The organism is Flexivirga lutea (assembly GCF_054778955.1).
Genome location: NZ_BAAGZB010000001.1, coordinates 847488 through 873926, shown reverse-complemented (window position 1 = coordinate 873926; position 26439 = coordinate 847488). Strand labels below are relative to the sequence as shown.

Genomic DNA, 26439 nt, shown 5'->3' with positions numbered 1-26439 from the left:
CCAGGGACACGCGACGACGTGGAACCGCGTCCGGTCTCGGATTGGTCACGATCTGGCGGGGATTCGCGTGTCGGGCGATCCGGCCGCGGGTCGAGGCCGCATCCCGACCACTGCGCGTGAGGATGGGCCTTGATCTCGATACGCCTCCTCCGCTCCGGCACCCCACGAAGTTTCTCCCCCGCTGCGCTCCTCCGAATACTTCGCGGGGACCCCGCCCGCTCCCCCGGCACTCGATCAGCGAGCCGGCACTGCCCCGGCACTCGATCAGCGAGCCGGCGCTCGATCGACGTGGGCCGGTCAGCCGGAGTTGCGCAGCGCCGTGGCCAGGCCGTTCATGGTGAGCAGGATGCCGCGTTGCACCTGCGGGTCGTCGTCGCCGTTGCGGTAACGGCGCAGCAATTCCACCTGCAGGTGGTTCAGCGGTTCCAGGTACGGGAAGCGGTTGAAGACGGAGCGTTTGAGGTTCGCGTTGTCCCACAATAGGTCCTCGTGACCGGTGACCCGGGCGAACATCTGCAGCGTGCGCCGATGTTCGTCGACGATCTTGGAGAAGACCCGTTCGCGCAGCGCTTCGTCCTCGACCAGACGTGAATAGCGTTCGGCGATGCCGAGATCCGACTTGGCCATCACCTGCGCGAGGTTGGACATCACCGTCTGGAAGAACGGCCAGCGCTCGTAGTAGCCGCGCAGCGTGGCCAGCCGTGACTCGTCGTCGCCGACCCACTTCTCCAGCGCGCTACCGGTGCCGTACCACCCCGGCAGCATCACCCGCGACAACGACCAGGACATCACCCACGGGATCGCCCGCAGGTCGCTGATCTTCGTGGTCGCCCGACGCGAGGACGGACGGGACCCGATGTTCATCGCCCCGATCTCGGCCACCGGGGTCGAGGTCGTGAAGTACTCCACGAATCCTTCGGTGCGGTGCACCAGGTCGGCATACGCATCCTTGGCGAGAGCGGCGATGTCGTCGAGCGCGGCGTAGGCGTCCGCGGTGTCGTCACCCAGGCCCTCGACGTCCAGCAGCGACGCCTCGATGGTGGCCGCCAGCAGCGTCTCCAAGTTGCGGGTCGCGAGCGGCGGCTCGGCATACTTCGCCGCGATGATCTCGCCCTGCTCGGTCAGCCGCAACGAGCCACGCACCGCACCCGGCGGCTGCGCCAGGATCGCCTCGTAACTGGGGCCGCCACCGCGACCGACCGTGCCGCCGCGACCGTGGAAGAGCCGCAACCGGATGCCGGTCTCCCTCGCCGCCTCCACCAGGTCGAGCTCGGCGCGGTAGAGCGCCCAGTTGGCCGCGAGGTAACCGCCGTCCTTGTTGGAGTCGCTGTAGCCGAGCATCACCTCCTGCAGGCCGCCCTTGGAGTCCACCAGTTGCCGATAGACCGGCACCTGGAGGACCGCTCGCATCGTGGCCGCCGAAAGCTGAAGATCCTCAATGGTTTCGAAGAGTGGCACGATGTTGACCGAACATGTCGCGCCGGCGCCGCCGACGCCGGGATTCAGCAGCCCTGCCTCCTTCAGCAGCACCGCGGTCTCCAGCATGTCCGACACCGAGGTGCACATGCTGATCACGTGGTTGGGCACCGCCTCGGTCCCGAACGTGCGCACCGCGTGAGCCGCGGCAGCCGTGATCGCCAACTCCTTGGTGGTCTGCTCGCCGAACTCCGCACCCGCACCGATCAGCGGGCGCCGGTTGGTCAATTCCGCCGTGAGCAGCTCGACCCGCGCGTCCTCGTCGAGCGACAGGTAATCCGGGTGCACGCCCGCCCAGGCGAAGACCTCCGCAATGGTCTCCTCGTTGATCCCGGAGTCCTGTCGGAGATCGAGTCCGTAGAGGTGGAATCCGAAAGTCCGCACCGCTTCGCGCAATCCGAGCAACCGGTCGTCGGCGATCAGCGCGCCGGAGCCGCTGCGCAATGCCGCGTCGATGACGTCCAGATCGGCAGACAGCTCCGCCGCCGTGGTGTATGGCGCGGCGCCCGGCACCTCCACCGCCGCCTCGAACCAGCCACCGAAGAACGCACTGTGGGTGGCCGACAACCGTCCGCGGATCCAGCCGATCACCTGCCGGAACGGTTCGTCCGAGCGCTGGTCGGTGGTGTTGTGCGCGGCGAGCTCGAGCAGCTCCGGCGTCGTGGGCGTCATTCGGATGGAGAAGGAAAACTCGTCCTCCAGTGTCTCCAGTTGCCGCAGGTAGTGCTGCAACGCGGTCTGCGAAGCACGCCCGGTCGCAGTCGCGACGACCTCCGCGGTCACGTTCGGGTTGCCGTCGCGGTCACCACCGATCCACGAACCCGCCCGCAGCACAGGTTCTTTCGCGAGATCGGCCGAGGGGTAGCGCGCCCCGAGTTCTTCGCGCACACGAGCGTTGAGCTGCGGCATCACCTCCAACAGCGAGGCCTCGAACCACCGCAGGCCGACCTCGATCTCATCGGTGATGTCGACGCGCTGCAACCGGACCAGTGCGGTCTGCCACAACGTGATGATCTGCAGCCGGATGACCCGCTCTCCCGCCGCCAGGGCGGCCGGGGTGAGATTGCCGTGCTCCCGTTGCCGCATGACGTCCTTGATGCGCGACTGGGTCTGGAAGACCGTGCGGCGGCGCGTCTCGGTCGGGTGTGCCGTGATCACGGGCACCACCGTCGCGCCACCGAGGGCGTCGCCGACGGTGGCCTCGTCCAGCTGCGCGGCATCCAGCTTCGCGAAGGTCGCCGCGAGCGAACCGTCGACCGGCGGCTCCCCGGCATCCACGTGCAGTGCCCGGCGCCGCTCCCGGTGCAGGTCCTCGGCCAAGTTGGCCAGCAGCGCGAAGAGGCTGAAGGCCCGCACGATCTTCATCGCGCGCTTGGTCGGCAGGCCGTCGAAGATGGCCGCGAACTCCTCGCGGTGCTCCTCGCGACGTCGCACCGCGAACGCCCGCGTTCGCGCTTCCTCGACCAGCGCGAGGACCTCCTCGCCCTCCTGGTCGCGGATCACCTCCCCGAGGATCCCGCCGAGCAGGCGAATGTCCTCACGCAACGGCTCGGAAGCCGCGCGTCCCTGCTCGGTGACGTCGAAAGCCAGCATGTGATCGAACATGGCCCCCAGCATGGCGCCTCCGCGCCCATCATGTGGTCGTTCGTCTCGCGACGTGAGCAAACTCGCATCGCGACGTGGCCCCTCTGCGCTCCACCGGCGACACGGCACACCGGCGATCGCCGAGCGGCTAGCCTCGAGTCGATGACCTCCGATGCCGCCATCACGGTGACTGTCGCCCCGCACTGGGTGAACAGTCTTTTCCTGCGTCCCGCGGCGCGGCCGGTCGTGCAGCTCGACGGCGACGATCACGTGGTCCGGTGGGGCAAGGCAGTCACGCTGACGGTGCCCGCCGGCCCGCACCGGATCCGTGCGTTCTTCCGCTACCGCGGTACACAGACCGCGCTCGGGTCGACCCAGCGCGACATCGACGTCACCGCCGGGGACGCCTGGCACCTCGTCGCCACGCACGGCTGGACCAACCGGTCGGGCCTCAGCTTCACCAGGGTCGACCACACGTGACCGTGCTCATCGACCCACCCAGCTGGCCGGCGCACGGCACGCTCTGGTCGCACCTGGTCAGCGATGCGTCGTACGACGAACTCCACGCATTCGCAGGCACGCTTGGCATACCTCGCCGACTTTTCGATCACGACCACTACGACCTGCCCCAGGACCGGTATGCCGCAGCAGTCGCCGCCGGCGCGACCGAGGTCACCGGGTCCCAGTTGATCCGCGCGCTGATCTCCAGCGGGTTGCGGGTGCGCGAGCGGGACCGGCACGAGGACACGCACTCGGACACACACGTGCACGAGCATGGGCACTGAATTGGCGCGGTCGGGTTGGTAGGTTGGACGAAACGCCCTCGGAGCAGCAAGGATTCGCATGTCAGCAAACCTCGAGGTCTCCATCGAGATCAGCGCCACCCCGATGCAGGTGTGGAACATCGCGTCCGACCTGTCCCGGATGCCGCGGTGGAGCCCGCAGACCCGCCGCGTCATCGTCCGCGGCGGACCGCTTCACCTGGGTAGCAGGATGATCAACCTCAACCGGCGCGACGTGCGCGTCTGGGCCACCCGCAGCACCGTCGTCGCCTTCGAACCGGGCAAACGGATCGCCTGGGAGATGACGGAGAATCACGCGACCTGGAGCTTCGACCTCGAGCCGCTGGACGACAACACGCGGACCCGGCTCATCGAGCGCCGGGACGTCTCAGCCGGCATCAGCAAGGTGTCCCGGCTGCTGATCGACACGTTCCTGGGCGGCGAGGACAGCTTCGAGCGCGAACTCACCACCGGCATGCGGCAGACGCTGCAGCGCATCCGCAACGACGTCGAACTCGCTTCGTAACACGGGGGTTCCGCACACCATGAGCACCTGCGTCTTCTGTCAGATCGCGACCGGTGAGGCAAGCGCGCACGTGGTCGCGCACACCGAGCACACGGTCGCCTTCCTCGACAACCGGCCGGTCTTCAAGGGGCACGTCCTCGTCATACCCACCGACCACGTGGTGACGCTGCCGGAGCTGCCGGACACCGTGCTCACGCCGTTCTTCGCCGAGGTCCGGCGCATCGCGGCCGTCATACCCGACGTGCTGGATGCGCAGGGCACCTTCGTCGCCATGAACAACACGGTGTCCCAGAGCGTCGCCCACCTGCACTGCCACGTGGTGCCGCGCACCAAGGGCGACGGACTGCGCGGCTTCTTCTGGCCGCGGGTGCGGTATGCCGAGGGTGAGCAGGCCGAGTATGCCGCCCGGCTGCGCGGAGCCCTCTCCCAGGTGTGACCGTCCGCAGCCGGCAGTACCCCGGCATTACCGTGCCGCCGATCAGATCGTTACCAGCGTCCGCACAGGGTTAGTGCTTAACTTGAGAGAGGCGGGGGCGCGCCCCGCGACGACGGTCGACCGTCACGGCGACCGCCGCCCAAGGTCGACTCGGAGGTCAACCATGGAAGGCTCAGTGCAACCCGGAAGCGTCGTCGTAGGGATCGACACCTCCACCTCATCGATCACCGCCCTGGACTGGGCGGCGGACTATGCCCACTCGACGCACTCGCCCATCCACCTCGTGCACGGCTTCAGTCACGACCGGCCGGATCTGATCTTCAACATGGGGGCCGAGCCGGAGAAACTGTATGCCGCCGGCGAACGTGTGCTGACCCGCGGTCGCAACCGAGTCCTGTTGAAGGACGCGCGAATCCCGATCACCACCTCGCACCCGGACGGTTACCCGGCCGCGGCTCTGGTGCGCGCCAGCACCCACGCGAAGCTGGTCGTGCTCGGCTCGCACGGCGACAGCATGCTGCACATCTCCTCGCTCGGGGAGACAGCGCATCAAGTGGCAGCCCATGCCAAGTGCCCGGTGGCAGTCATTCGCAAGGAGTCGGAGGCGGCATACGGCCGCATCACCGCCGGCGTCGACCGTTCACCGCACAGCCGCAAGGCGCTGGCCTGGGCCTTCACCGAGGCCGAGCGCACCCGCGCCGACCTGCACGTGCTGCACGTCTGGCAGCCCGATGACGCCAAGGACCCCGGCCTCGGCAGCGCCGACTGGAAGTCCTATATGGCGACCGCGCGCTCACAGATCGAGGCCTCCGTCGCCGGGCAGCAGGAGCTGCATCCCGGGGTGAAGGTGCTGACCGAGCTCGTCGACGGCAACCCGACCCGGGCGCTGGTCGACAAGTCGCACGAGAGCGACCTGGTCGTCGTGGGTGCACGCGGGATCGGCGGCTTCGAGGGACTCACCCTCGGACGCGTGGCGGTCGACCTGCTGTCGCACGCCACGTCGCCGGTCCTCATCATGCACTGACGAGGGCGCTAACTCGTGCTGGTCGTCCCGGATCCGCTGGGTTCGGTCGCGCCCAGCCGGTCCAGCAGGAACGCGAAGCCGAACGCCGCCTGCTCCCAGCTGTCGTAGCGACCGCTCCGGCCGCCGTGCCCGGCCACGAGTTCGGTCTTGAGCAGGATCGGCCGCGCCGGGTCGGCCGCCACCGTGGCGCGCAGCTGCTGCACCCACTTGGCCGGCTCGACGTAGAAGACCCGGGTGTCGTTGAGGCTGGTGGTGGCCAGGACCGCCGGATAGCGCGTCGCGCGGATGTTCTCGTAGGGCGTGTAGGACTTCATGTACGCGTACACCTGCGCGTCCGCGATGGGATTGCCCCACTCCTCCCACTCGCCGGCCGTCAGCGGGAGCGACGGATCGAGGATGGTGGTCAGCGCATCGACGAACGGCACGTCGGCGTGCACGGCGGCATACAGCTCGGGCGCGAGGTTGACGACGGCGCCCATCAGCAACCCACCGGCCGAAGCGCCTTCTGCCGCAAGGCGATCCGGGTGCACCCAGCCGAGGTCGATCAGCGCGCGGGACACCGCGACGAAGTCGGTGAAGGTGTTGCGCTTGGCCAACAACTTGCCGTCGTCATACCAGCTGCGGCCGAGTTCGCCACCGCCGCGGATGTGCGCGACCGCGTAGACGACACCGCGGTCCAGCAGGGACAGCCGTGCCGCGGAGAAGTAGGGATCGACGGAGACCTCGTAGGAGCCGTAACCGTAGATGTACCCGGGGTTGCTCCCGTCGGCGGTGACATCTCGTCGCCGAACCAGCGACACCGGGATCCGGGCGCCGTCCTCCGCGGTGACCCACAGACGTTCCTCGACATACAGCTGGGGGTCGAAGCCGGGCACGTCGCGCTGTTTGAGCAGCGTGAGCTCGCCGCTGGTGGCTGCGTAGTCGAGCACGCTGCTGGGGGTGAGCCACGACGTGAGCGCCAACTGCACTGTGTCCGTGACGTATTCGGGGTTGTTGCCCAGCGCGAGCGAATGCAGCTGCGGCTCCACCGGTATGGCGCGTGGCTCGGCCAGGATGCCGTCGAACGCCTTGGGCAGCAGCCGCAGGGTGCGCAGCCCGTCGTGCCGCATCGAGACGATCACGAAGCCGGCGAACGCGTCGACGCCGAGGATCCGGTCACCGTCCGCACCGGTCATGACGGTGCGCCAGTGGTCGCGCCCGGGCGTCGCGATCGGAGCCTCGGCCAGGTCGAAATCGACGCGGTCGGCGTTGTGCACGACGAGGATCCGGTCGCCGTCGACCTCGACGTCGTAGTCGAGACCCGGCACCCGCGGCTGCACGACACGCACCGGTCCGGTCGGATCGGTCAGGTCGAGCAGATGCGCTTCCGTCGTGGTGCTGGAGCCAATCATCACGATCAACCAGCGCTCGTCGCGGGACTCCCCGATCATCAGCGAGAACTGCTCGTCGTCCTCGCGCAGCACGAGCACGTCCTGGTCCGCCGGCGTGCCCAGCTCGTGGCGCCATACCTCGTGGGCGCGCCAGGCGTCGTCCCGCCGGGTGTAGAAGAGGTGACGGCCGTCGATCGACCAGACCACCCCGTTGCCGATCTGCCGGACGTCGTCGTCGATCACCGACCCGGTGGCCACCTCGCGCACCGACAGGTCATACAGCTCGCCGCCGGTCACGTCCAGCCCGACGGCCACCCGGGTGCCGTCATGACTCACCGCCAGGTCGGACAACTCGAAGAAGTCGTGCCCGGCCGCCTCCGCGTTGCCGTCCAGCAGCACCTGCTCCCCGGGCAGCGGCTGCCCCGGCTGCGGGTCGGGGCGCTCCGCGCTCGCGACATACGGCACGCGCACGTGGACGGCATACTGCTCACCCTCGATGGTCCGCGTGAAATACCACCAGTCCCCCATCCGCACCGGCACCGACAGATCGGTCTCGCGGGTGTGCGCCTTGATCTCCCCGAAGATGGTGTCCGCCAACGGCTTCAAGCGGTCGGTGACGGCTGCGGTGTAGGCGTTCTCGGCCTCCAGATGGGCGATCACCTCGGGCGACTCCTTGTCACGCAACCACTCGAAGTCGTCGACGAACGTGTCGCCGTGAAAGCTACGAGTGGTGGGCTGGCGGCGTGCCTGCGGCGGCTGCGGAGAAGTCACCGCCTCAGCCTACGAGTGCGTTCTCCGGAACGTCGGCAGCGGTCTCGATCGGTCGTGCACCCATCCGGGCCGACTCGCCCACCGAACCGGCGACCGTTGCCGGTTGTGCACGCATTTCGTGCTGATCCGCGCACCGAACCGGCGACCGTTGCCGGTTATGCACGCATTCCGCGCCGATCCGCCCACCGAACCGGCGACCGTTGCCGGTTATGCACGCATTCCGCGCCGATCCGCCCACCGAACCGGCGACCGTCGCCGGTTATGCACGCATTCCGTGCTGATCCGCGCACCGAACCGGCGACCGTTGCCGGTTGTGCACGCATTTCGTGCTGATCCGCGCACCGAACCGGCGACCGTTGTCGGTTGTGCACCGGAGTACTTCTTGAAACCCGGCTTGCGCAAGACAACTACTCGTTGATCCCGGTCTGCTCCACGCCCGCGACGATCCAGCGCTGCAGGAAGAGGAACATCAGCAACAACGGCACCATCGACACCAGCGCGGCGGTGAACATGCCGGACAGATCGACCGACTGCGCCGTGATGTATGTCGACAGCGACACCTGCACCGTCCACGCCGACTGGTCCTGGCCGATCACCAGGGGCCAGAGGAAGGCGTTCCAGCTGCCGATGAAGGTGATGGTGGCGATCGCCGCAGTGAACCCCCACGAGTTCGGGATCACGATCGCGAGGAAGGTCCGCATCGGTCCGGCTCCGTCGATGCGTGCCGCCTCCTCCAACTCCTTGGGGAAGCCCAGGAAGTACTGCCGGAAGAGAAAGGTCGCCAGCGACTGGAAGAGCCCCGGGATGATCAGCCCGCGCAGGGTCGACACCCAGCCCAGCGAGGACACCATCACGAACGAGGGCACGAAGGTCACCGCCGCCGGGATCAGCAGCGTCGCGACGATCAGGTAGAACACGGCGTTCGCGTACCGCACCGTCGAGCGCGCCAGGCCGTAACCCGCCATACCGGAGATGACCAGCACCAGCGCTGTCTGGGTCACCGCGATGGCCAGCGAGTTGAACATGCTGCGCGCGAGCGGCACCGTCGAATTGTCGAATGTGTCAGCGAAATTCGACCAATGCGGGCTCGTCGGGAACCACGTCCAGTGGTCGATCCCCATCAGTTGGTCCTCACTGGAGAGCGCTCCGCGCAGCAGCAGGTAGAACGGCACCAGGAAGATCAGCGCGGCGACCGTCAGCACCAGGTAACGCGCGGCGCGGACGCTGAGGTTCGTCGTCATGCCTCGCGCCTGCCGATGCCGGTGAGTCGCCCCTGCAGCAGCGCGAAGATCGCGATGATTAGCGTGAGTATGACGGCACCGGCGCTGCCGTCACCGAAATCCTGCCCGTTGCCGAGCGCGATGTTGAACAGGTAGACCAACGGCGGTCGGGCGTATGGCGGGTAGCCTCCCGTCGTCGATAGCACGTTGTAGAACTCGTCGAACGCCTGGAACGCGTTGACCAGCAACAGCATCAGCACCGCGGTCGACGTGGCGCGCAGCTGCGGGAAGGTGATGTAACGGAACGCCTTCCAGCCGGTCGCACCGTCGAGTGCGGCCGCTTCGTAGAGCTGTTGCGGCACCCGCTGCAGCGCCGCGAGGAAGAGCACCATGAAGAAGCCGACCTGCAGCCAGAGCCGCACGGTGACCAGCACCAGCCAGTACCACGGCGGATGCACCACCGACAACCAGGCGATGGGCGGGCCGCCGAGCCAGCCCAGGACCGTGTTGACCATGCCCGCGGCCGTGCCGCCGAAGAGCGAATGACGCCAGATCATCGCCGCCACCACGTAGCTGCATGCGGTCGGCAGGAAGAACACCGACCGGAAGAACGCCTTGCCGCGCCGGACCCCGTTCACCAGGACCGCCAGCGCGAGGGACAGCACGAAGGTCGTCGGCACGATGAACGCCGCGAACACCACGAACGTCAGCAGGCTGGAGCGGAAGCTGGGATCGCCCAGCATGCGCCGATAGTTGTCGAACCCCACGAAATGCGTGGGGGTGACGGTGTTCCGGGCGTCGTAGAAGCTCAGCCAGACGCTCCACAGGATGGGTATGACGACGAAGATCAGCAGTCCGGCGACGAAGGGTCCGACGAAGATCCAGAACCACAGGTGCGGGCTGTCGGTCCACTTGCGGCGCGGACTGGCCGGCCGCACCTGCCCTGCGGCGCCCGGCCCGCTGGCCGGGCCGGTGGCCGGGCCGAGAGCCGGCTCAGCCACCGATCCTGCGCAACTCGGCGTCGACGACCTTGGCGACACCGGCGAGGCTCGAGGTGGCGTTGGCGCCCGAGCGGACGATCTTGTCGACCGCGTCGGTCATCGCGGTGGCCGACTTCGGCGACCACAGCAAGGGTGTCTGCGGGTGGCCGTAGCTCTTCAGGTAACCGGCCGCGGTCTTGGCCTCGCCGGACTGCAGTGTGGTGGCCTTGCCGATGAGGCTGGTGCGCGAAGGCACGTGGAAGCCGTAGCTCTGTGCGAAGTCGAGCTGGTCGGCGGTCTGGTCGACCCACAGCCACTTGACGAACGCCTTCGCGGCGGCGACGTCCTTGGCCTTGGCACTGACGCAGGAGGCGTAGGCGCCGACCGGGACCGACGGCGTGCCGGAGGACCCGATCGCGGGGAACGGCAGCACGCCGAAGTCGTCGCCCAACTTGTCCTGCAGCATCGGGAAGTTCCACAACCCGGTCCACTGCATCGCGGTCAGACCACTGGTGATGGCGCCCGGGTCCGACCAGTCGGTCGGCGCGCCCAGCAGCAGATGACCGGAGCTGAACAGCTGGTGGAACGTGGTCAACGCGTCCGCCACATCTGCGTTGGCGAAGTCGGGTTTGCCATCCTTGAGGTAGTCGTGGCCGCTGCTCCACAGCACCGGGCCGGCGAGGATCCCGGCGCCGCCGTCGTTGCCGAGGAAGAGACCCTTCACCTTGCCGGTGGTGAGTTTGCTTGCGGCAGAGACCAATTCGTCGAGGGTTTGCGGCGGCTGCACACCGGCGTCCTTCAGCATCGACTTGCGATAGACGAACAACTGCATGTCGACGACCTGCGGGACCCCGTAGATCTTGCCCTTCCACGTCATACGTTCCAGCAGCGAGGGGGTGAAGTCGCTCTTGGCGTCGCCGTAGACGTCGGTCAGGTCGACGACCTGCTTGCCGGTGATCATGTCGATCGTCGGGCCGTTGCCGTATTCGAAGACGTCCGGGCCCGAGTCGGTCAGCAGTGCGGCCGCCGACTTCTGGTCGTAGTTGCCCGGGATCCACTGCACCTCGACGGTGGCCTTCTTGTATGCCGCGGCGTAGCGCTTGACCGCCTGCTCGGTGCCCTGCTCGCCGTACTGGTGGTACCACTGCGAGATCGTGCCGCCGCCACTGCCGCTGCTGCCGCCGGTGCCACCTCCACCGCCACTGGAACGGCCGGTGTTGCCACCGCACGCGGCCAGCGCGCCGGCAGCCAGGATGCCGCCGCCGGCGGCCAGCAGTTGACGCCGCGACGGCGTGCTCGACTTCGAATAACGCTGCATGATCGGAAACATATCGTTCCGAAGGGTGATCCGGCCGGATCGGGGTCGGTCTCGATACGCGGGCTCGCGCCTCACCCGCTACTCGACCAGCTTGTGAGTGCTACCCCACCAGGCAGGCCGGCCCGAGCAGCGCCTTGAGATCGCCGAAGAGGGCGGGTGAGGCGGTCACCCGCAGCCCGTCGTCGAGCCGCACGGTGACCGAACGACCGGGCTGGGTGAGTTTCAGGTGCACCTCGGTCGCGCCGGGGTGCTCGCCGAGGACACCCTTGAGCCGGTGGGCGAGCCCGTTGTTGGCCCGCACCAACGGCAGGGTCAGCACCACCGGCCCACGCACGTCGCCCTTGAGCTCCGGGATCGTCATCTCCTGCGCGGACAACGAGATCGAGTCGTCGCGCTCCATGACCCGGCCCTTGACCACGCAGACGGTGTCGGGGCTGAGCATCGTCGAGACCGTCATGTAGGTCTTGGCGAAGAACAGCACCTCGACACTGCCCTCGAGGTCCTCGACCGTCGCGATCGCCCACAGCTCACCGCGCTTGTTGCGCTTGAGCTGCAGCCCGGTGATGAGTCCCGCGATGGTGATCATCGCGCCGTCCTTGGGGGCGTCGTCCCCGCGCAGTTTCGCGATCGAGATGTCGGCGTGCTGCGCCAGGACGTGCTCGATGCCGAAGAGTGGGTGGTCGGACACGTAGAGGCCGAGCATGTCCCGCTCGAAAGCCAGCTTCGTCTGCTTGTCCCACTCGATCTCCGGGATCGGCGGCAGCGCCGCCAGGCTGACACCCGCCTCGTCGCCGAACCCGGCGAACAGGCTCTCCTGGCCCTGCTCGCTCTTCTTGGCCTCGTCGGCGAGCGAGTCGACATACGTCTCGTGTATGGCGACCAGGCCCTGACGGGTGTGCCCGAGATCGTCGAAAGCGCCTGCCTTGATGAGGGATTCGATGGTGCGCTTGTTACAGACCGCGGTGCCGCCCTTGCGCAGGAAGTCCTCGAACGAGGAGAACTTGCCCTTGGTCTCCCGAGCCCGGACCGTCGCCTCGACGACGTTGTCGCCGACGTTGCGCACCGCACCGAGACCGAAGCGGATGTCCTCACCGACGGCGGTGAAGTCGTGGGCGGACTCGTTGACCGACGGCGGCAGCACCTGGATGCCCAGCTTGCGGGTATCGGCCAGGTAGATAGCCATCTTGTCCTTGGAGTCCGCGACCGAGGTCAGCAGCGCGGCGGCGTATTCGGCCGGATAGTTGGCCTTCAGGTAGCCGGTCCAGCAGGACACCAGGGCGTAACCGGCAGCGTGCGACTTGTTGAACGCGTAGCCGGCGAACGGCAGCATGACGTCCCACAGCGCCTTGGTCGCTTCCGGCGAGTAGCCGTTCTTGGCCATCCCGGCGGAGAAGTTGTCCCACTCCTTGGCCAGCACCTCCGGCTTTTTCTTGCCCATGGCCCGGCGTAGCAGGTCGGCGCCGCCGAGGGTGTAGCCGGCCAGCTCGCGGGCGATGGCCATGATCTGCTCCTGGTAGATGAGCAGGTGGTAGGTCTCGCCCAGGATGCCGTCCAGTGCGTCCTTCAGCTCCGGGTGGATCGGCTCGACCGGCTTGCGGCCGTTCTTGCGGTCGGCGTAGTCGGTGTGCGCGTTGGCGCCCATCGGACCGGGCCGGTAGAGGGCGAGCACAGCGGTGATGTCCTCGAAGCCGGTCGGCGCCATCTGCCGCAGCAAGGTGCGCATGCCGCCGCCGTCGAGCTGGAAGACGCCCAGCGTGTCACCGCGGCCGAGCAGCTCGTAGGTCTTCGGATCATCCAACGGGATGGTCTCGGTGGTGACCTTCTCACCGCGGTTGGCCTCGATGTTCTTCAACGCCTGGTCGATGATGCCCAGGTTGCGCAGCCCCAGGAAGTCCATCTTGACCAGGCCCATCTCCTCACACTGGGGGTAGGAGAAGCCGGTGATGATGGTGCCGTCCTTGTCCCGGCGGTGCATCGGGATCAGGTCGAGCAACGGCGCCGAGGACAGGATGACCGCGGCGGCGTGCACGCCGGTGCCGCGGATCTTGCCCTCCAGGCCGAGCGCGGTGTCGAAGACCTTCTTGACCTCGGGTTGGGCCGCGATCATCGCGCGGAAGTCGACGCCCTCGGCATACCGCGGGTGCTTCTCGTCGTAGGTCGCCGACAGCGGCACCCCCTTGCCCTGCACGTCCGGCGGCATCGCCTTGGAGATCTGGTCGCCGAGGCTGAACGGGAAACCGAGGATGCGGTTGGCGTCCTTGATCGCCGCCTTGGCCTTGATCGTGGAGAAGGTGTTGACCTGGGCGGTGTAGCCGGCGCCGTACTTCTCGGTGACGTAACGCACCATCTTGTCGCGCTGCCGGTCGTCGAAGTCGAGGTCGACGTCGGGCGGGCTGATCCGCTCGGGGTTGAGGAACCGCTCGAACAGCAACCCGTGCTCCAGCGGGTCCAGCTCGATGATCCGGGTCAGGTAGGCGACCAGGGAGCCGGCCGCGGAACCTCGGCCCGGGCCGAGCGGGATGCCGTTGTCCCGGGCGTGCTGGCAGATGTCGGAGACCACCAGGAAGTAGGACGAGAACCCCATCGGCTCGATGACCGACATCTCGGTCTCGATCCGCTCCCAGACGCCCTCCGGCGGGTTGTCGCCATACCGCTCGACGACGCCGGCCTTGATGCGCTCACGCAGGAACGACGCCTGAGTCTGGCCCTCCGGGACATCGGGGAACTGCGGCATACGGTCGACGTGGGTGAAGACCTCGCTGTAGTCGCCGATCATCTCGGCGACCCGCATCGTGTTGTCGCAGGCCTCCGGCAGCTCGCGGAAGAGCTGGCGCATCTCGTCGGCGGACTTGAGGTAGTAGCCGGTGCCGTTGAACTTGAAGCGACCCGGGTCGTCCTTGTTCTTGCCGACGCCGATGCACAGCAGGTCGTCGTGGCTGTCGGCCTGGTCCTCGGTGACGTAGTGGCTGTCGTTGGTGGCCAGCAGCGGTATGTCGAGCTTCTTGGCGATGTCCAGCAGGCCCGAGCGCACCGACCGCTCGATGTCCAGGCCGTGGTCCATCAGCTCCAGGAAGTAGTTGTCCTTGCCGAAGATGTCCTGGTATGCCGCCGCCGCCGCGAGCGCCTCGTCGAACTGTCCCAGCCGCAGCCGGGTCTGCACCTCGCCGGACGGGCAGCCGGTGGTCGCGATGATGCCCTTGGCGTGCTCGGCCAGCAGCTCGCGGTCCATGCGGGGCTTCATGTAGTAGCCCTCGAAGCTGGCCAGCGAGCTCAGCTTGAACAGGTTGCGCAGGCCGGGGGCGTCCTGCGCCCACATCGTCATGTGGGTGTAGCGACCGCCGCCGGAGACGTCCTTGCCGCCCTCACCGTCGACATTCGCGTCGCGCTTGCCGCCCGGCGCCCAGAATTCCTGCTTGCGCGAGAACCGCGTGCTGGGTGCGACGTACGCCTCGATGCCGATGATCGGCTTGACCGGGGAATCCTTTGCGGCACCGAAGAATTCGTAGGCCGCGAACATGTTGCCGTGGTCGCTCATCGCGATCGCCGGCATGCCCAGCCGCTCCACCTCCTGGAACATCCGCCCGACGTTCGCGGCGCCGTCGAGCATCGAGTATTCGGTGTGCACGTGCAGGTGCACGAAGTTGGCGGAGGCGGCAGGATCGGACATCGCGACGAGTCTAGATCGGGCCTCCGACAGCGTCGTCAGGACTCGCTCGCCTGTGACGGATGAGGCGGGTGGTATGGCGGTGGGGGTGGCTCGTCATACCAGCGTCGGCGTGCCCAACTCCCGACCGTCGCGACTTACGCACGCGACGCGCGCCGATCCTGCACACAACCCGCGACCGTCGCGACTTACGCACGCGACGCGCGCCGATCCTGCACACAACTCCCGACCGTCGCGACTTACGCACGCGACGCGCGCCGATCCTGCACACAACCCGCGACCGTCGCGACTTACGCACGCGACGCGCGCCGATCCTGCACACAACCCGCGACCGTCGCGGGTTATGGACGCCGGCTCAGCCGTCGCGGGTGAGGTCAAACTCCTCGAGGACGTCACGGAGGTGGCAATTGACGGCTTCCGCGAGCTCATCGGTGAAACGTTCCGGTCGGCCGATCAGCACGTGATCGCTGTCGACAGGCAGCAAGTGCACGACATCCCCGCTCAACTGCCCGCGCACCCGGAATCTGGACAGGGCCGGCGGCATGTCGCCGACTTTCACGAGCCAGTACGGGGTCGCACCGAGACACAGCAGGACCGCGTAACCCTCGGGCGCCGGCAGGCCGACACCGTCCCATTCGCTGCTGACGGGCAGTCTCCAGATGGCGTGCAACTGCATCCAGCGGCGGATCGTGCGAACGACATCGACCACGAAGAAAATTGCGGCCAGTGCCCACAACAGCGTGCGGACGTAGGGTACGTCGACGAGCATCGCTGCCCCCACCCCGCAGAGGGGCATCCACCACGCGACCGATGTCACCGCGTCGAGCACGTCGGTCCGTGACGACGGCTGCGTCCGCCGATGCGCCGGAGCAGCGTCCCAGCCCTGCACCCCCGTGATCTGCGCCGCAAGTCCGAGCACCGTGTCCGGCAGCACCCACTCACGACCGACGGGGGAAGCCACGCTCAGCGCGGGTCGTTTCATCGTCTGATCCGGATGACTCTCGAGAACCGGAAGGGGACTGAGGACGGTCGTGCGACGTGGAGAACGCGCACGCCACGCACCGAAACCGAGGATCAATCCGGCCACACCAGCATGGTGCTGTCGATTCCGACGATCTCGCTTCGTTCGCCCGAAAAGGCTTGACCAGCAAACGGTTCCGGCTGAGCGACGATGGGCACCGTCATACCGGACTGACCCGCATCGTACGAGCCGCAGTCGACGTGGGTGAGTCGTGTCCGCTCGCCATGGGTCCACTCGACCAAGCACGAACTTGCGTCGTCATTAACCTCGCGGACGATTGCCGTGGCGTCATAACTGACGCCATAGAGGACACTCAGCAACAGCGCGCCCAGCAGGCACAAGCCGGCGAAACAGCTTGCCCAGAAAGGTAGATGGGGTCGGCGGACTGCAGACTTCTCCCGCAGCACGGCCAACACGGACCGGTCCGCGGCCAGGACGCCGACCTCGACGACCCGCCGCGCCGGGTCGGTGTAGCGCTCCAAACGCCACTGCCCGTCAAAGTCACCGGCCGGCTCGACGATCCGGCAGGTAACCGGACCGGTACTCAACGGGAGCGCGAAAACGCGCTTCCACGTACGTACCAACAGCCGATCGCCGTCCCGACTCAGTCGTGCGCGGCGCAGCCGCCCGCCGGACAGCGACACCTTGGCCGCCACGGAGACTGTCTTCCCGGCATCGGCTCGCCGACACCGGTATGCCGCCAGCCGTTCGCGGATCGTCTCGAGCGAGAGACAGACGATCACCGTCCCGCCGAGGCCCAGTATCGCCGTGATGACGAACTCGATCATGCCCTCGCGACGTCCAGCGCGTGCGCCAGGTCCTGCGGGTAGGGACTGTGGAAGGTGACCCACTCCCCCGAGCCGGGGTGCGTGAAGCCGAGTTCGGTGGCGTGCAGCCACTGCCGGTCGAGGCCGAGCCGCTTGGCGACGGTCGGGTCGGAGCCGTAGAGCGGGTCGCCGACCAGAGGCCGGTGCAAGGCCGAGAAGTGCACGCGGATCTGATGGGTGCGGCCGGTCTCCAGGTGGATCGTGAGCAGGCTCATCGACCGGAACGCCTCGAGCAGTTCGTAGTGCGTGACGCTCGCGCGTCCGGACTGCATCACCGCGAACTTGTAGTCGTGGCCGGGGTGTCGGCCGATCGGTGCCTCGATGGTGCCCACGACCGGGTCGGGCAGACCTTGGACGAGGGCGTGGTAGGTCTTGTCGACGGTCCGGTCGCGGAACGCCTGCTTGAGCACCGTGTAGGCCCGCTCGCTCTTGGCCACGACCATCAGCCCGCTCGTGCCGACGTCGAGCCGCTGCACGATGCCCTGGCGTTCGGCCGCACCGGAGGTCGAGATGCGGTAGCCCGCGGCGGCGAGCCCACTGACAACGTCGGGGCCGTTCCACCCGACGCTGGGGTGTGCGGCCACCCCGGCCGGTTTGTCGACGACCACGATCTCGGTGTCGTCGTGCACGATCCGCAGGCCCTCCACCAGCTGCGGCCTCACCTCGGCGACCCGTGGGCCTACCCGATCCGGCATACGCACCTCGAGCCACTGCCCGGCGCTGACCCGGTCGGACTTGCCGACCACCTTGCCGTCGACCGTCACCTCGCCGTCGGCGGCGAGTTGCGCCGCCTGGGTGCGGGAGAAGCCAAGCACGCGGGCGAGTGCCGTGTCGACGCGCTCGCCCTCGAGCCCGTCGGGTATGCCGAGAGCCTTGACCTCACTCATCGGCGGTGTCCGCCTCGTCACGGCCGGCGCTCTTCCGACCGGCCTTCCGCCGGTCCGACCCGTCACCGTCGGCACGGCGTCCGTCGATGCCGATGCCGAGGAACGCCAGCAACGCGATCAGGCACGCGGCGGTGACCACACAGCAGTCGGCGACGTTGAACACCGGCCAGTGGGGCAGCTGCAGGAAGTCGACGACGTGACCCTTGCCACCGCCCGGCGCGCGGACGAACCGGTCGGTCAGGTTGCCCAGTGCCCCGCCGATCAGCAGCCCGAGCGCGCACGCCCAGGGCTTGCTGCGCAACCGACGCGCGACGAAGATCGTCGCCACGATCACCACCGCTGCGATGATCGTGAGCACCCAGGTCGCGTTGGTCGCGATCGAGAACGCCGCACCGGGATTGTGGGTCAGCTGCAGCTGCAGCAGGGTGCCGACCACCTGCTGAGGGTGTGCCGGGTCCAAGGCCGAGGACGCCCAGGCCTTGGTGCCCTGGTCGAGGCCGTACCCGGCCAGGGCCACGCCGACGAGCAGCGCGATCAGCTGTGCCGAGGGTCGCTTCTGGGGCGCCGGCGGGTCCTGGGACGTCCCGGTGGAGCGCTGCCCGGCGGCAGGATCGTCGGGAGTCAGCGCCGCTCCTGCTGCGCCTTGCACGTCAGGCACAGCGTCGCCCGAGGGAATGCCTGCAGCCGGAGCTTGCCGATCGCGTTGCCACAATTCTCACAGACTCCGTAGGTGCCGTCGTCGATGCGTTCGAGCGCATGCACCGATTGTTCCAGCAGGTCGCGGGAGTTCTGCGCGAGGGAGTATTCGTGCTCCCGCTCGAACGTCTTCGCGCCGGCGTCCGCCTGGTCGTCACCGGCGCCGTCGCCGCTGTCCTTGATCAGGCCGGCGATGTCGGTCTCGAAGCCGTTCAGCTCGGTGGTGAGCCGCTCGACGTCGCCCGCCAGCTCGGCCCGGACCGCGGCGAGTTCCTTGGGTGTCCAAGGGGATTCGTCGTCCCGGACCTTCAACTTGCGGGGTGCGGACGACGTGGTGGTCTTGTCAGCAGTGGTTTTCGTGGCGGCCTTCTTCGTCGGGGCCGCCTTGGCGGCGGCGGCGGTCGTCTTCTGAGTCGCCGGCGTCTTCTTGACCGGCGGGGTCTTGGTGGTATGACGCGCCTGTCCGGCGGCCTTCTGAGGTGCTGCCTTCTTCGGTGTCGTCTTCGTGGTTGTCGTCTTCGTGGGTGCTGTCTTCGCGGCGGCGGACGCCTTGGTCGCGGCCGCCTTCTTGGCGGTGGCCTGCTTCGCCGGCGCCGCCTTCTTCGCCGGCGACTTCTTGGCTGCCTTCACCGCGGCCGTCTTCTTCGCCGGTGCGGCCTGGGCCGCCGACTTCTTGGCAGTCGACTTCTTGGCAGCCGGCTTCTTGGCCGTCGCCTTCGCCGCTATGCCGGCAGCCTTCTTCGGGGCGGAGTCGGCGGAGCCGTCGCGACCGGTCGCCTTCGCCACCACACCGGTGGCCTTGCGCAACGCGGTGGTCACCCGTGACCTGCTTTTCGATCCAGACTTCGGCGCAGACTTCGACACAGAGCTGGACGTTGCGGCCGTCTTCTTGGCGGGCATCGCATCCTCTTCTCTCGCAGCGGTCCGGTGCGCCTTGCGGTGCGTCGGGTAACCGCCCCCGAACTGGATGCGGGCAGGATAAGCGACACACTGCCGGCATACAACGAACATCGCCGGACAAGGGCGCCTCACCTTAACGGATCGGCACACCTGCCCGGCGACTTCTGCGTCGTGTCAGTCGTTGGACGTGGGCTTCTCCTCGACAGCCGTGTGGTCCAGCTGCGTCAGGTGGTCCTCGATGTAGCCGCGCAGCTTGGTGCGGTAGTCGCCCTCGAACGAACGCAACTGGTCGATGTTGCCGCTGATCTTCTCGCGCTCGGCGTTGAGTTCGCCCAGGATGCGGTTCTTGCGGTCCTCGGCCTCGCGCACCATCTTGTCCGACTTCTCGGTGCCGGTGCGGACCAGGTCGTCGTGCTTCTGCTGACCGGTGGACAGCAACTCGTCGTGCCGGCTCTGCGCGGTGGCGAGCAACTCGTCGTGCCGGCTCTGCGCGGCGCTGATCAACTCGTCGTGCTTAATGTGTGCCGAGCCGATCAGCTCGTCGCGCTTGGCGTTGGCCTCACCGACGACCTTGTCGTGGTGGGCCTGCGCGTCGCTGATCAGCCGGTCGCGCTTGGTCTCACCCTCGCGCACGTGCTCGTCGTGCAGCCGCTGGGCCAGCGCGATGACGCCGGCGGCGCCCTCGGTCGAGGCGATCGCGGCGACGTCGCCGCCCTGCGGGGTGCCCTTGGTGTCGGCCTTGGCAGCGGCCGCCTGCTGCTCGCCCAGCTGCGCCTGCTCCTTCTTGGCGGCCGCGAGGGCGTTCTGGACCTGGTCGAGCTCGGCCTTGGTGCGGGTCAGCTCGTCCTTGGTGGACTTCAGGTTGTCCTGGGCGGTCTTCAACTCGCCCTGCGTCTTGTCCAGCTCGGCCCGGGCGGCCTTGGCGGCCTCCGCGTCCTTGGCGGTCGGGACGACCTGCGTCTTGTCCGAGTCGTCGCCACCACCGACCGGGGTCAGGGCGGGCACGGCGGCGGCTGGGGAACCCTTGCCGGCCTCGGCGTCGCTGCGACCGGGAACGCCCTTCGAGCGACGGCAGTCCTCGAGCTTGCCGGTCAGGTCTTCGTTCTCGGCGTTCAGCCGGCGCAGCTCGACCACGATCTCGTCGAGGAAGTCGTCCACCTGGATCTCGTCGTAACCGCTACGACCGAAACCCTTCGGTTTGGTGAACTCCTTCTTGACCACGTCTTCTGGCGTCAACGCCATGTGTGCACCTCAGTTGAAACTTCAGGACGGAGAGCAGACGTGTCCGGATGGACCCGCGGCACTCGCCGCAACAATCGGATAAATATCGTGCTCACTGTAGGATACTGAGCAGCAAAGAGACAGCCAGGATCAGGATCAGGAAAGCCAGGTCCAGGCGCACCTGCCCCAGTCGCAGGGGCGGCACCACCCTACGCAACGCCTTGAGTGGCGGATCCGTTGTGCTGTAAATGGTTTCGGCGACCACGAGCACCGGCCCGCGAGGACGCCAACTGCGAGCGAAAACCTGCACCCAGTCCAGCACCAGCCTGCCCAGCAGCAGGATGAAGAAGACGTAGAGCAGCAGCGACACCACGGCGAGGACGGCTGACATGACTACATTCTGCGGCATCGACCTTTGGACCGACCATCAGCCCGGTGACAGTGCCGCCCGGCGCGACGCTCAGCTCTGGTTGAACAGACCGCGGCCGCTGGGACGGGCCGCCTCCGGGCCGCTGGTAGCGACCTCGATGCCGTGCGGCGACAGCAGGAAGACCTTGCTGGTGACGCGCTCGATGGTGCCGTGCAGGCCGAAGACCAGACCGGCGGCGAAGTCGACCAGTCGCTTGGCGTCGGTGTCGTCCATGTCGGAGAGGTTCATGATGACCGGCACGCCGCTGCGGAAGCTCTCGCCGATCTCCTTGGCCTCGTTGTAGGTGCGCGGGTGGATCGTGTTGATGCGGCTCATCTCGGTGGCCTCCTGCCGGTGCGGTGCCGGTGCGGCCGGCGAGGTGTGCAACTGGGTGACCGGCGCGGGCTCGCGGTGGCTCTCCTCCACCGGGTAACCACTGTCCTGCGCCTCGTCGTAGTGCTCCTCGCTCCACTCACCGGCGTAATCGTCGTCGCGGTAGTGCGGGTCGGCCTCGGCCAAGCCGAGATACTCCATCGTCGCGCGCAGCTTCCCAGCCATGAACGTGCACTCCTTCTCACCGCGAGGGGCCTGCCTCGAAGGCGTTTGGTCGGTCGCGGAAGACGCTACCGGGCGGCGGGCCGAGAACCCAGGATTGCGCTGCCGACACGCAGGTGTGTCGCGCCTGCGGCGACCGCTTGTTCGAGATCGCCGCTCATGCCGGCCGACAGCCAGGTCGCGTCCGGGTGATCAGCGCGTATGGCGCCCGCCACCGACGCCAGGCGTTCGAACGCCTCAGCCGGGTCGGCGTCCAGCGGTGCCACGGCCATCAGACCGCGCAACCGCAGCGCCTCGCACTCCGCGACCCGGTCCGCCAACTCGCCGGCGCCTTCCGGAGGGACACCACCGCGACCGGCGGCACCGGACAGGTCGACCTGCACCAGCACATCGAGCGCGCGCCCCTGGGCGGCGGCGGCCTTGTCGAGGGCCCGGGCGATCTTCGCCCGGTCGACGGACTGCACCACGTCGGCATACCGCACCACGTGGGCGGCCTTGTTCGACTGCAGCTGTCCGATGAAGTGCACGGTGAGCCGCTCGCGCACCTCGGTGGCGAGCTGACCGAACTTCGCGCCGGCCTCCTGGTCGCGGTTCTCCCCCACGTCGCGCACCCCGAGCGCGGCCAGGTGCTCCACGTCCGCGGCCGGGAAGAACTTGGTGACCGCGATCAGCGTCACGTCGTCGCGTGGCCGTCCCGCGGCGGCGCAGGCGCGCTCGATCCGCTCCTCCACCTCGGCGAGGTTCGCGGCGAGGTGACTGCGGCGGGCGTCGTCAGACATGAGGGATCTTCCCGCGGCTGCGTTGGACGATGACGCCGGCGAACCGGCCGGTCCGGTGGTCGCGCCGGTAGGAGAACAGCCGATCGCTCTCCCGGCTGCAGCCCGGCACCCAGGTGGTCGGCACCTCGCGGGCGTGCAACTGCGCCACGACACCGCCGGCGACGTCGATCGCCGGCGTGCCGGCCCAGCTGACCGTGCGGCTCTCGGGAGCGACCGCGGCGGCCTCCTCGCGCAGCGCGAGCGGCACCTCGTAACACCGGCCGCACACCGAAGGCCCCACGACGGCAACGGGATCGGTAGCTCCGTGGTGCGCCATACGGTCCAGTGCGTTGTCGACGATGCGGGCCATCATGCCCGGCCGGCCGGCGTGCACGGCGGCGATGACGCCCGCTGCCGGGTCGGCCAGCAGCACCGGTGTGCAATCGGCCACGAGCACCGCCAGCGCGAGGCCGTATGACGCCGTGACGACTCCGTCGCCCTCCGCGTCGCGACCGCCGTGCGCGTCGACCGCGACGACCCGGTCGCTGTGTGTCTGGTGCATGAACACCAGGTCACCGGGCGCGACGCCGACGGCGGCGGCCACCGCGGCGCGGTTCTGCCGCACATGACCGGGGTCGTCCCCGACCGCGCCGCCGAGGTTGAGTGAGGCGACCGGCCCGGTGCTCACCCCGCCGGCGTTGTCGGTGAAACCGACGTCGACGGTGCTGCCGTCCGGCCCGGTCAACTGGTCACGCCACCACCACATCGGTCGTCCCGTCTTGACGAAGATCTCCGAACAACGACGCGGAGTACGGACTACTTGAGGAAGTCCGGGACGTCGAGGTCCTGGCCGTCGTCGAAACTGACCTCGCGCGGCGGGCGGTTGCTCGGGGTCTGCTTGACCGCGCCCGGGTTGGCCGGCGGCTGCGGCTGCTCGGGCTCACCCTGCTGCGGTGCGTCGCCGCCCTGCTGCTGCTGACCCTGCGGGGCACTCTGCTGGCCTTGCTGCGGCTGGCCGCCCTGCTGCGGGGCGCCACCCTGCGCAGCGGCCGGTTTGGCCTGCTGCGGGATCGCCCCGGCGGCTGCGGCCGGCGACTGCTGGCGCGGCGTCGGCGCGCCCTGGATCTGGCCGAGCGCGCGCTCGTCGGTGCGCTTGTTGGGTGCACCACCCTCGAAGCCGGCCGCGATGACCGTCACGCGGACCTCGTCCCCGAGCGCGTCGTCGATGACGGCGCCGAAGATGATGTTGGCCTCCGGGTGCGCGGCCTCCTGCACCAGCCGGGCCGCCTCGTTGATCTCGAACAGACCCAGGTCGCTGCCACCCTGGACCGACAGCAGCACACCCTGCGCGCCGTCGATGCTCGCCTCGAGCAACGGGCTGGAGATTGCGAACTCGGCCGCCTGCACCGCGCGGTCCTCGCCGCGTGCGGAGCCGATGCCCATCAACGCCGAACCGGCGCCCTGCATGACCGACTTGACGTCGGCGAAGTCGAGGTTGATCAGGCCCGGGGTGGTGATCAGGTCGGTGATGCCCTGGACACCGGACAACAGCACCTGATCGGCGCTGTGGAACGCATCGAGCATCGAGACGTTGCGGTCGCTGATCGACAGCAGCCGGTCGTTGGGGATGACGATGAGGGTGTCGACCTCTTCGCGCAGCGCGTTGATGCCCAGATCGGCCTGGTTGGCGCGGCGGCGGCCCTCGAAGGTGAACGGGCGGGTGACCACACCGATGGTCAGCGCGCCGAGACTCTTGGCGATCTTGGCAACCACGGGAGCGCCGCCGGTGCCCGTGCCGCCGCCCTCGCCGGCGGTCACGAAGACCATGTCGGCGCCCTTGAGCACCTCTTCGATGTCCTCGGCATGGTCCTCGGCGGCCTTCTTGCCGACCTCCGGGTCGGCGCCGGCGCCGAGGCCGCGGGTGAGGTCGCGGCCGACCTCAAGCTTGACGTCAGCGTCACACATCAACAACGCCTGGGCGTCGGTGTTGATGGCGATGAACTCCACGCCCTTGAGACCGACCTCGATCATCCGATTGATGGCGTTGACGCCACCGCCGCCGATGCCGACGACCTTGATGACGGCCAAGTAGTTCTGCGGAGTTGCCACGAGGAACGGCCTTTCCAGCGTTAGACGATGTAAGCAAGCAAGTATGCCGACTGCGTTCTCCACGCCGGAACGCGGCCACAGTCACCATGATGATGACGTTGATGGCGGCACTCCCCTAGCCGACACACCGTGCCGAGCGGACGGGCGCCACCCACAAGCAGCATCTGCGGCATGCTACGCGGCATTCCCGGCTCCCGGCGAGTATCGACCTGTAGTTGACGGTGAAGCGCCGTGGTCGCTGTATGCCACCTGTCTGCTGCCCCGCCAGGCCTGTTCCGCCGAGTGCCGCCGGGACTGCTCGGCGGTCATTAAGATTCGACGCGTGAAGCCTGGACGTGTGTGTCGATGATCGACTGGATCGGTGCATCGTGCACCTGGCTGATCGGGGCCGTGCTGGTCAGCAGCGGACTGCTCAAGCTGGGGACGGCACCGACGTTCCAGGTGACGCTCTCGCAGTTCGGTCTGCCGCAGTGGACCTGGCAGGACATCCGCTTCGCCCGCGCCTTCCCGTGGTGCGAGCTGCTGCTCGGTCTCGCCGTGGTGCTGGTGCCGGCTCCCGTGCAGCTGGTGCCGGCCATCGGGATCCTGGCGCTCTTCGTGGCCTTCCTCGTGCTCGTCGCGCGGGTATGGCGCCGGCCGACCCCGGTCTCGTGCAACTGCTTCGGTGGGCTCGGCGACGACGTGGTCGGCGTGCGCACCGTCATACGCAATGGAGTGCTGGTGGCGCTCGCGCTGGCCGCGGTGGCCCTGCACCGGGCACCTAGCTGTTGTTGGTCATGACGTTGGTGACGCCGGTCTTGAGGCGGGAGGCCGGTGGCTTCCCGCCGGCGGTGGTGTGGGAGCGATGGTAGTTGTAGTGGATCAGCCAGCGGCCGATCGCGTGGCGACGCTCGGACTCTGAGTTCCAGGACTGGGCGTACAACAGCTCCTGAGCGAGGGTCTGTTGGTAGCGCTCGACCTTGCCGTTGTGCTTGGGCGTGTAGGGCTTGATCCGTTGGTGCTTGGCCGCGAAAGACAACACGTTGCGGTTGAAATCGTTTGCCCGGTAACACGATCCGTTGTCGGTCACCACGCGCGTGATGCGATGGATGCCGTGTTCGGCGAAGAACACGCGGGCACGGGACAAGAACCCGATCGCGGTGATGGCTTTCTCGTCGTCGTGCGGTTCGGTGTACGCCAACCGGGAGAACCCGTCGACCGCCGAATGCAGGTAGGTGTACCCGGCCCGCTCGCCGCGGCGGCGCCCTCGACCTGCGGCCTTGGCCTGCTCAGAGCCGCGCCCGTGGACCCGCCAGCCACCGCCGTCGGGGATCTTGCCGCTCTTCTTCACGTCCAGGTGGATCATGTGACCGGGATACCGGGCGACGATCTTGCCCGGGCCAGGCGGTTCACGGTTGGGCTCACCTGTTTCGGGGTCCAGCCACCGACGCTGGTTCAGCCCGTGCGCGCGCAAGTGACGAGTCACGGTGACCACGGCGACTGGGGTGCCCTGGGCGCGCAGCTCGGCGGCGATCGTGACCGCGGACCAGCGGTGCTTCTTGCGCAACCGGATGATCTCCTCGACCACCGGCTGCGGGGTGCGCGTCGGCCGGCACGCCGGGGCACTGGACCGGTCCGCCAGGGCGGCCTCGCCACCAGCCCGGTACCGGCCAACCCACTTGGACAGGCACTGCCGAGAGATGCTGGCCTCGGCCGCGACGTGCGCGATCGGACGGTGCTGACACCGCAGCACCAGTCGGCGACGACCTTCGGGGGTCAGCGGAGCATTACGGTGGGACATAGGGCAGGTTCCTTTGCTGACTCAACGTGATGAACGGCTTTGACACCACTCATCCTGTCGCGAAGGGACCTGCCTCCTCACCTACCCCCGACTGTCACCAACGTCATGAACCGCAACACCTAGCA

At 68.0% G+C, this 26439-nt stretch carries 24 protein-coding genes; 6 read left to right on the top strand and 18 right to left on the bottom strand.

What is annotated here, in order from left to right; genetic code table 11:
• Positions 1-297: 297 nt before the first annotated feature.
• Positions 298-3081: a phosphoenolpyruvate carboxylase gene (ppc, locus tag ACYVBN_RS04125; protein WP_460599396.1), complete on the bottom strand. Its 2784-nt coding sequence runs from the start codon at positions 3079-3081 to the stop codon at positions 298-300.
• A gap of 141 nt (positions 3082-3222) precedes the next feature.
• Here ppc and ACYVBN_RS04120 point away from each other — a divergent pair, with 141 nt between their 5' ends.
• From ACYVBN_RS04120 to ACYVBN_RS04100, 5 genes are all read left to right on the top strand, one after another.
• A complete protein-coding gene (locus ACYVBN_RS04120) occupies positions 3223-3540 on the top strand; it encodes a hypothetical protein (RefSeq protein WP_460599395.1) in 318 nt (105 codons plus the stop codon).
• Positions 3537-3845, top strand: coding sequence for a DUF4031 domain-containing protein (locus ACYVBN_RS04115; protein ID WP_460599394.1), 309 nt, complete (start codon positions 3537-3539; stop codon positions 3843-3845). The genes ACYVBN_RS04120 and ACYVBN_RS04115 overlap by 4 nt, the downstream gene beginning before the upstream one ends.
• 58 nt (positions 3846-3903) lie before the next feature.
• The gene (locus tag ACYVBN_RS04110) at positions 3904-4368 is read left to right on the top strand and encodes an SRPBCC family protein (RefSeq protein ID WP_460599393.1); all 465 of its coding nucleotides are present in this window, start codon (positions 3904-3906) and stop codon (positions 4366-4368) included.
• A gap of 19 nt (positions 4369-4387) precedes the next feature.
• A complete protein-coding gene (locus tag ACYVBN_RS04105) occupies positions 4388-4804 on the top strand; it encodes an HIT family protein (protein WP_460599392.1) in 417 nt (138 codons plus the stop codon).
• A gap of 175 nt (positions 4805-4979) precedes the next feature.
• Positions 4980-5828 carry a universal stress protein gene (locus ACYVBN_RS04100; protein ID WP_460599391.1) on the top strand — a complete coding sequence of 283 codons (849 nt, stop codon included), beginning with the start codon at positions 4980-4982 and terminating at the stop codon, positions 5826-5828.
• 8 nt (positions 5829-5836) lie between these two features.
• Here the strand turns inward: ACYVBN_RS04100 and ACYVBN_RS04095 are convergent, their stop codons facing one another.
• The 16 genes from ACYVBN_RS04095 to ftsZ form a co-directional block, all read right to left on the bottom strand.
• On the bottom strand, positions 5837-7969 hold the full coding sequence (locus ACYVBN_RS04095; RefSeq protein WP_460599390.1) for a S9 family peptidase: 2133 nt from the start codon (positions 7967-7969) through the stop codon (positions 5837-5839).
• Positions 7970-8376: 407 nt separating this feature from the next.
• A complete protein-coding gene (locus ACYVBN_RS04090; protein ID WP_460599389.1) occupies positions 8377-9210 on the bottom strand; it encodes a carbohydrate ABC transporter permease in 834 nt (277 codons plus the stop codon).
• The gene (locus tag ACYVBN_RS04085; RefSeq protein WP_460599388.1) at positions 9207-10190 is read right to left on the bottom strand and encodes a carbohydrate ABC transporter permease; all 984 of its coding nucleotides are present in this window, start codon (positions 10188-10190) and stop codon (positions 9207-9209) included. Before ACYVBN_RS04085 ends, ACYVBN_RS04090 begins: the two co-directional genes overlap by 4 nt.
• Positions 10183-11487 carry an ABC transporter substrate-binding protein gene (locus ACYVBN_RS04080; protein ID WP_440281586.1) on the bottom strand — a complete coding sequence of 435 codons (1305 nt, stop codon included), beginning with the start codon at positions 11485-11487 and terminating at the stop codon, positions 10183-10185. Before ACYVBN_RS04080 ends, ACYVBN_RS04085 begins: the two co-directional genes overlap by 8 nt.
• 100 nt (positions 11488-11587) lie before the next feature.
• Positions 11588-15154, bottom strand: a complete 3567-nt coding sequence (gene dnaE / locus ACYVBN_RS04075; RefSeq protein ID WP_460599387.1) for a DNA polymerase III subunit alpha — start codon at positions 15152-15154, stop codon at positions 11588-11590.
• Between the two features lie 352 nt (positions 15155-15506).
• Positions 15507-15980: a hypothetical protein gene (locus ACYVBN_RS04070; RefSeq protein WP_460599386.1), complete on the bottom strand. Its 474-nt coding sequence runs from the start codon at positions 15978-15980 to the stop codon at positions 15507-15509.
• A 245-nt stretch (positions 15981-16225) separates the two neighbouring features.
• Positions 16226-16960, bottom strand: coding sequence for a hypothetical protein (locus ACYVBN_RS04065; protein ID WP_460599385.1), 735 nt, complete (start codon positions 16958-16960; stop codon positions 16226-16228).
• The gene (locus tag ACYVBN_RS04060; protein ID WP_440281583.1) at positions 16957-17886 is read right to left on the bottom strand and encodes an RluA family pseudouridine synthase; all 930 of its coding nucleotides are present in this window, start codon (positions 17884-17886) and stop codon (positions 16957-16959) included. Before ACYVBN_RS04060 ends, ACYVBN_RS04065 begins: the two co-directional genes overlap by 4 nt.
• The gene (gene lspA, locus ACYVBN_RS04055) at positions 17879-18544 is read right to left on the bottom strand and encodes a signal peptidase II (protein WP_460599384.1); all 666 of its coding nucleotides are present in this window, start codon (positions 18542-18544) and stop codon (positions 17879-17881) included. The genes ACYVBN_RS04060 and lspA overlap by 8 nt, the downstream gene beginning before the upstream one ends.
• Positions 18508-19401: a TraR/DksA family transcriptional regulator gene (locus ACYVBN_RS04050; protein ID WP_460599383.1), complete on the bottom strand. Its 894-nt coding sequence runs from the start codon at positions 19399-19401 to the stop codon at positions 18508-18510. The genes lspA and ACYVBN_RS04050 overlap by 37 nt, the downstream gene beginning before the upstream one ends.
• Before the next feature lie 255 nt (positions 19402-19656).
• Positions 19657-20724 carry a DivIVA domain-containing protein gene (locus ACYVBN_RS04045; protein WP_440281580.1) on the bottom strand — a complete coding sequence of 356 codons (1068 nt, stop codon included), beginning with the start codon at positions 20722-20724 and terminating at the stop codon, positions 19657-19659.
• A gap of 91 nt (positions 20725-20815) precedes the next feature.
• Positions 20816-21094, bottom strand: a complete 279-nt coding sequence (locus ACYVBN_RS04040) for a YggT family protein (protein WP_440281579.1) — start codon at positions 21092-21094, stop codon at positions 20816-20818.
• 69 nt (positions 21095-21163) lie between these two features.
• Complete coding sequence (locus ACYVBN_RS04035) at positions 21164-21670, bottom strand: cell division protein SepF (RefSeq protein WP_440281578.1); 507 nt, start codon at positions 21668-21670, stop codon at positions 21164-21166.
• 65 nt (positions 21671-21735) lie between these two features.
• Complete coding sequence (locus tag ACYVBN_RS04030) at positions 21736-22446, bottom strand: YggS family pyridoxal phosphate enzyme (protein ID WP_460599382.1); 711 nt, start codon at positions 22444-22446, stop codon at positions 21736-21738.
• Positions 22439-23191, bottom strand: a complete 753-nt coding sequence (pgeF, locus tag ACYVBN_RS04025) for a purine nucleoside phosphorylase YfiH/LACC1 family protein (protein WP_460599381.1) — start codon at positions 23189-23191, stop codon at positions 22439-22441. The genes ACYVBN_RS04030 and pgeF overlap by 8 nt, the downstream gene beginning before the upstream one ends.
• 50 nt (positions 23192-23241) lie before the next feature.
• Positions 23242-24534 (bottom strand): cell division protein FtsZ, encoded by a 1293-nt coding sequence (gene ftsZ, locus ACYVBN_RS04020; RefSeq protein WP_460599380.1) that lies wholly within the window; start codon positions 24532-24534, stop codon positions 23242-23244.
• 345 nt (positions 24535-24879) lie between these two features.
• Between ftsZ and ACYVBN_RS04015 the strand changes: the two genes are divergently transcribed.
• On the top strand, positions 24880-25314 hold the full coding sequence (locus ACYVBN_RS04015; RefSeq protein ID WP_460599379.1) for a MauE/DoxX family redox-associated membrane protein: 435 nt from the start codon (positions 24880-24882) through the stop codon (positions 25312-25314).
• On the opposite strand, the gene ACYVBN_RS04010 is transcribed toward ACYVBN_RS04015, so the two are convergent.
• Complete coding sequence (locus ACYVBN_RS04010) at positions 25295-26314, bottom strand: IS481 family transposase (RefSeq protein ID WP_460599378.1); 1020 nt, start codon at positions 26312-26314, stop codon at positions 25295-25297. The two genes, ACYVBN_RS04015 and ACYVBN_RS04010, sit on opposite strands and share 20 nt — an antisense overlap.
• Between the last annotated feature and the right edge of the window lie 125 nt (positions 26315-26439).

What these genes read in the sequence shown, in the direction of transcription:
- ppc (WP_460599396.1), bottom strand. Translation starts at nt 3,081, where the DNA reads ATGTTCGATCACATGCTGGCTTTCGACGTCACCGAGCAGGGACGCGCG.
- ACYVBN_RS04120 (WP_460599395.1), top strand. Translation starts at nt 3,223, where the DNA reads ATGACCTCCGATGCCGCCATCACGGTGACTGTCGCCCCGCACTGGGTG.
- ACYVBN_RS04110 (WP_460599393.1), top strand. Translation starts at nt 3,904, where the DNA reads ATGTCAGCAAACCTCGAGGTCTCCATCGAGATCAGCGCCACCCCGATG.
- ACYVBN_RS04105 (WP_460599392.1), top strand. Translation starts at nt 4,388, where the DNA reads ATGAGCACCTGCGTCTTCTGTCAGATCGCGACCGGTGAGGCAAGCGCG.
- ACYVBN_RS04090 (WP_460599389.1), bottom strand. Translation starts at nt 9,210, where the DNA reads ATGACGACGAACCTCAGCGTCCGCGCCGCGCGTTACCTGGTGCTGACG.
- ACYVBN_RS04080 (WP_440281586.1), bottom strand. Translation starts at nt 11,487, where the DNA reads ATGCAGCGTTATTCGAAGTCGAGCACGCCGTCGCGGCGTCAACTGCTG.
- dnaE (WP_460599387.1), bottom strand. Translation starts at nt 15,154, where the DNA reads ATGTCCGATCCTGCCGCCTCCGCCAACTTCGTGCACCTGCACGTGCAC.
- ACYVBN_RS04065 (WP_460599385.1), bottom strand. Translation starts at nt 16,960, where the DNA reads ATGATCGAGTTCGTCATCACGGCGATACTGGGCCTCGGCGGGACGGTG.
- ACYVBN_RS04060 (WP_440281583.1), bottom strand. Translation starts at nt 17,886, where the DNA reads ATGAGTGAGGTCAAGGCTCTCGGCATACCCGACGGGCTCGAGGGCGAG.
- ACYVBN_RS04045 (WP_440281580.1), bottom strand. Translation starts at nt 20,724, where the DNA reads ATGGCGTTGACGCCAGAAGACGTGGTCAAGAAGGAGTTCACCAAACCG.
- ACYVBN_RS04040 (WP_440281579.1), bottom strand. Translation starts at nt 21,094, where the DNA reads ATGTCAGCCGTCCTCGCCGTGGTGTCGCTGCTGCTCTACGTCTTCTTC.
- ACYVBN_RS04035 (WP_440281578.1), bottom strand. Translation starts at nt 21,670, where the DNA reads ATGGCTGGGAAGCTGCGCGCGACGATGGAGTATCTCGGCTTGGCCGAG.
- ACYVBN_RS04030 (WP_460599382.1), bottom strand. Translation starts at nt 22,446, where the DNA reads ATGTCTGACGACGCCCGCCGCAGTCACCTCGCCGCGAACCTCGCCGAG.
- pgeF (WP_460599381.1), bottom strand. Translation starts at nt 23,191, where the DNA reads ATGTGGTGGTGGCGTGACCAGTTGACCGGGCCGGACGGCAGCACCGTC.
- ACYVBN_RS04015 (WP_460599379.1), top strand. Translation starts at nt 24,880, where the DNA reads ATGATCGACTGGATCGGTGCATCGTGCACCTGGCTGATCGGGGCCGTG.
- ACYVBN_RS04010 (WP_460599378.1), bottom strand. Translation starts at nt 26,314, where the DNA reads ATGTCCCACCGTAATGCTCCGCTGACCCCCGAAGGTCGTCGCCGACTG.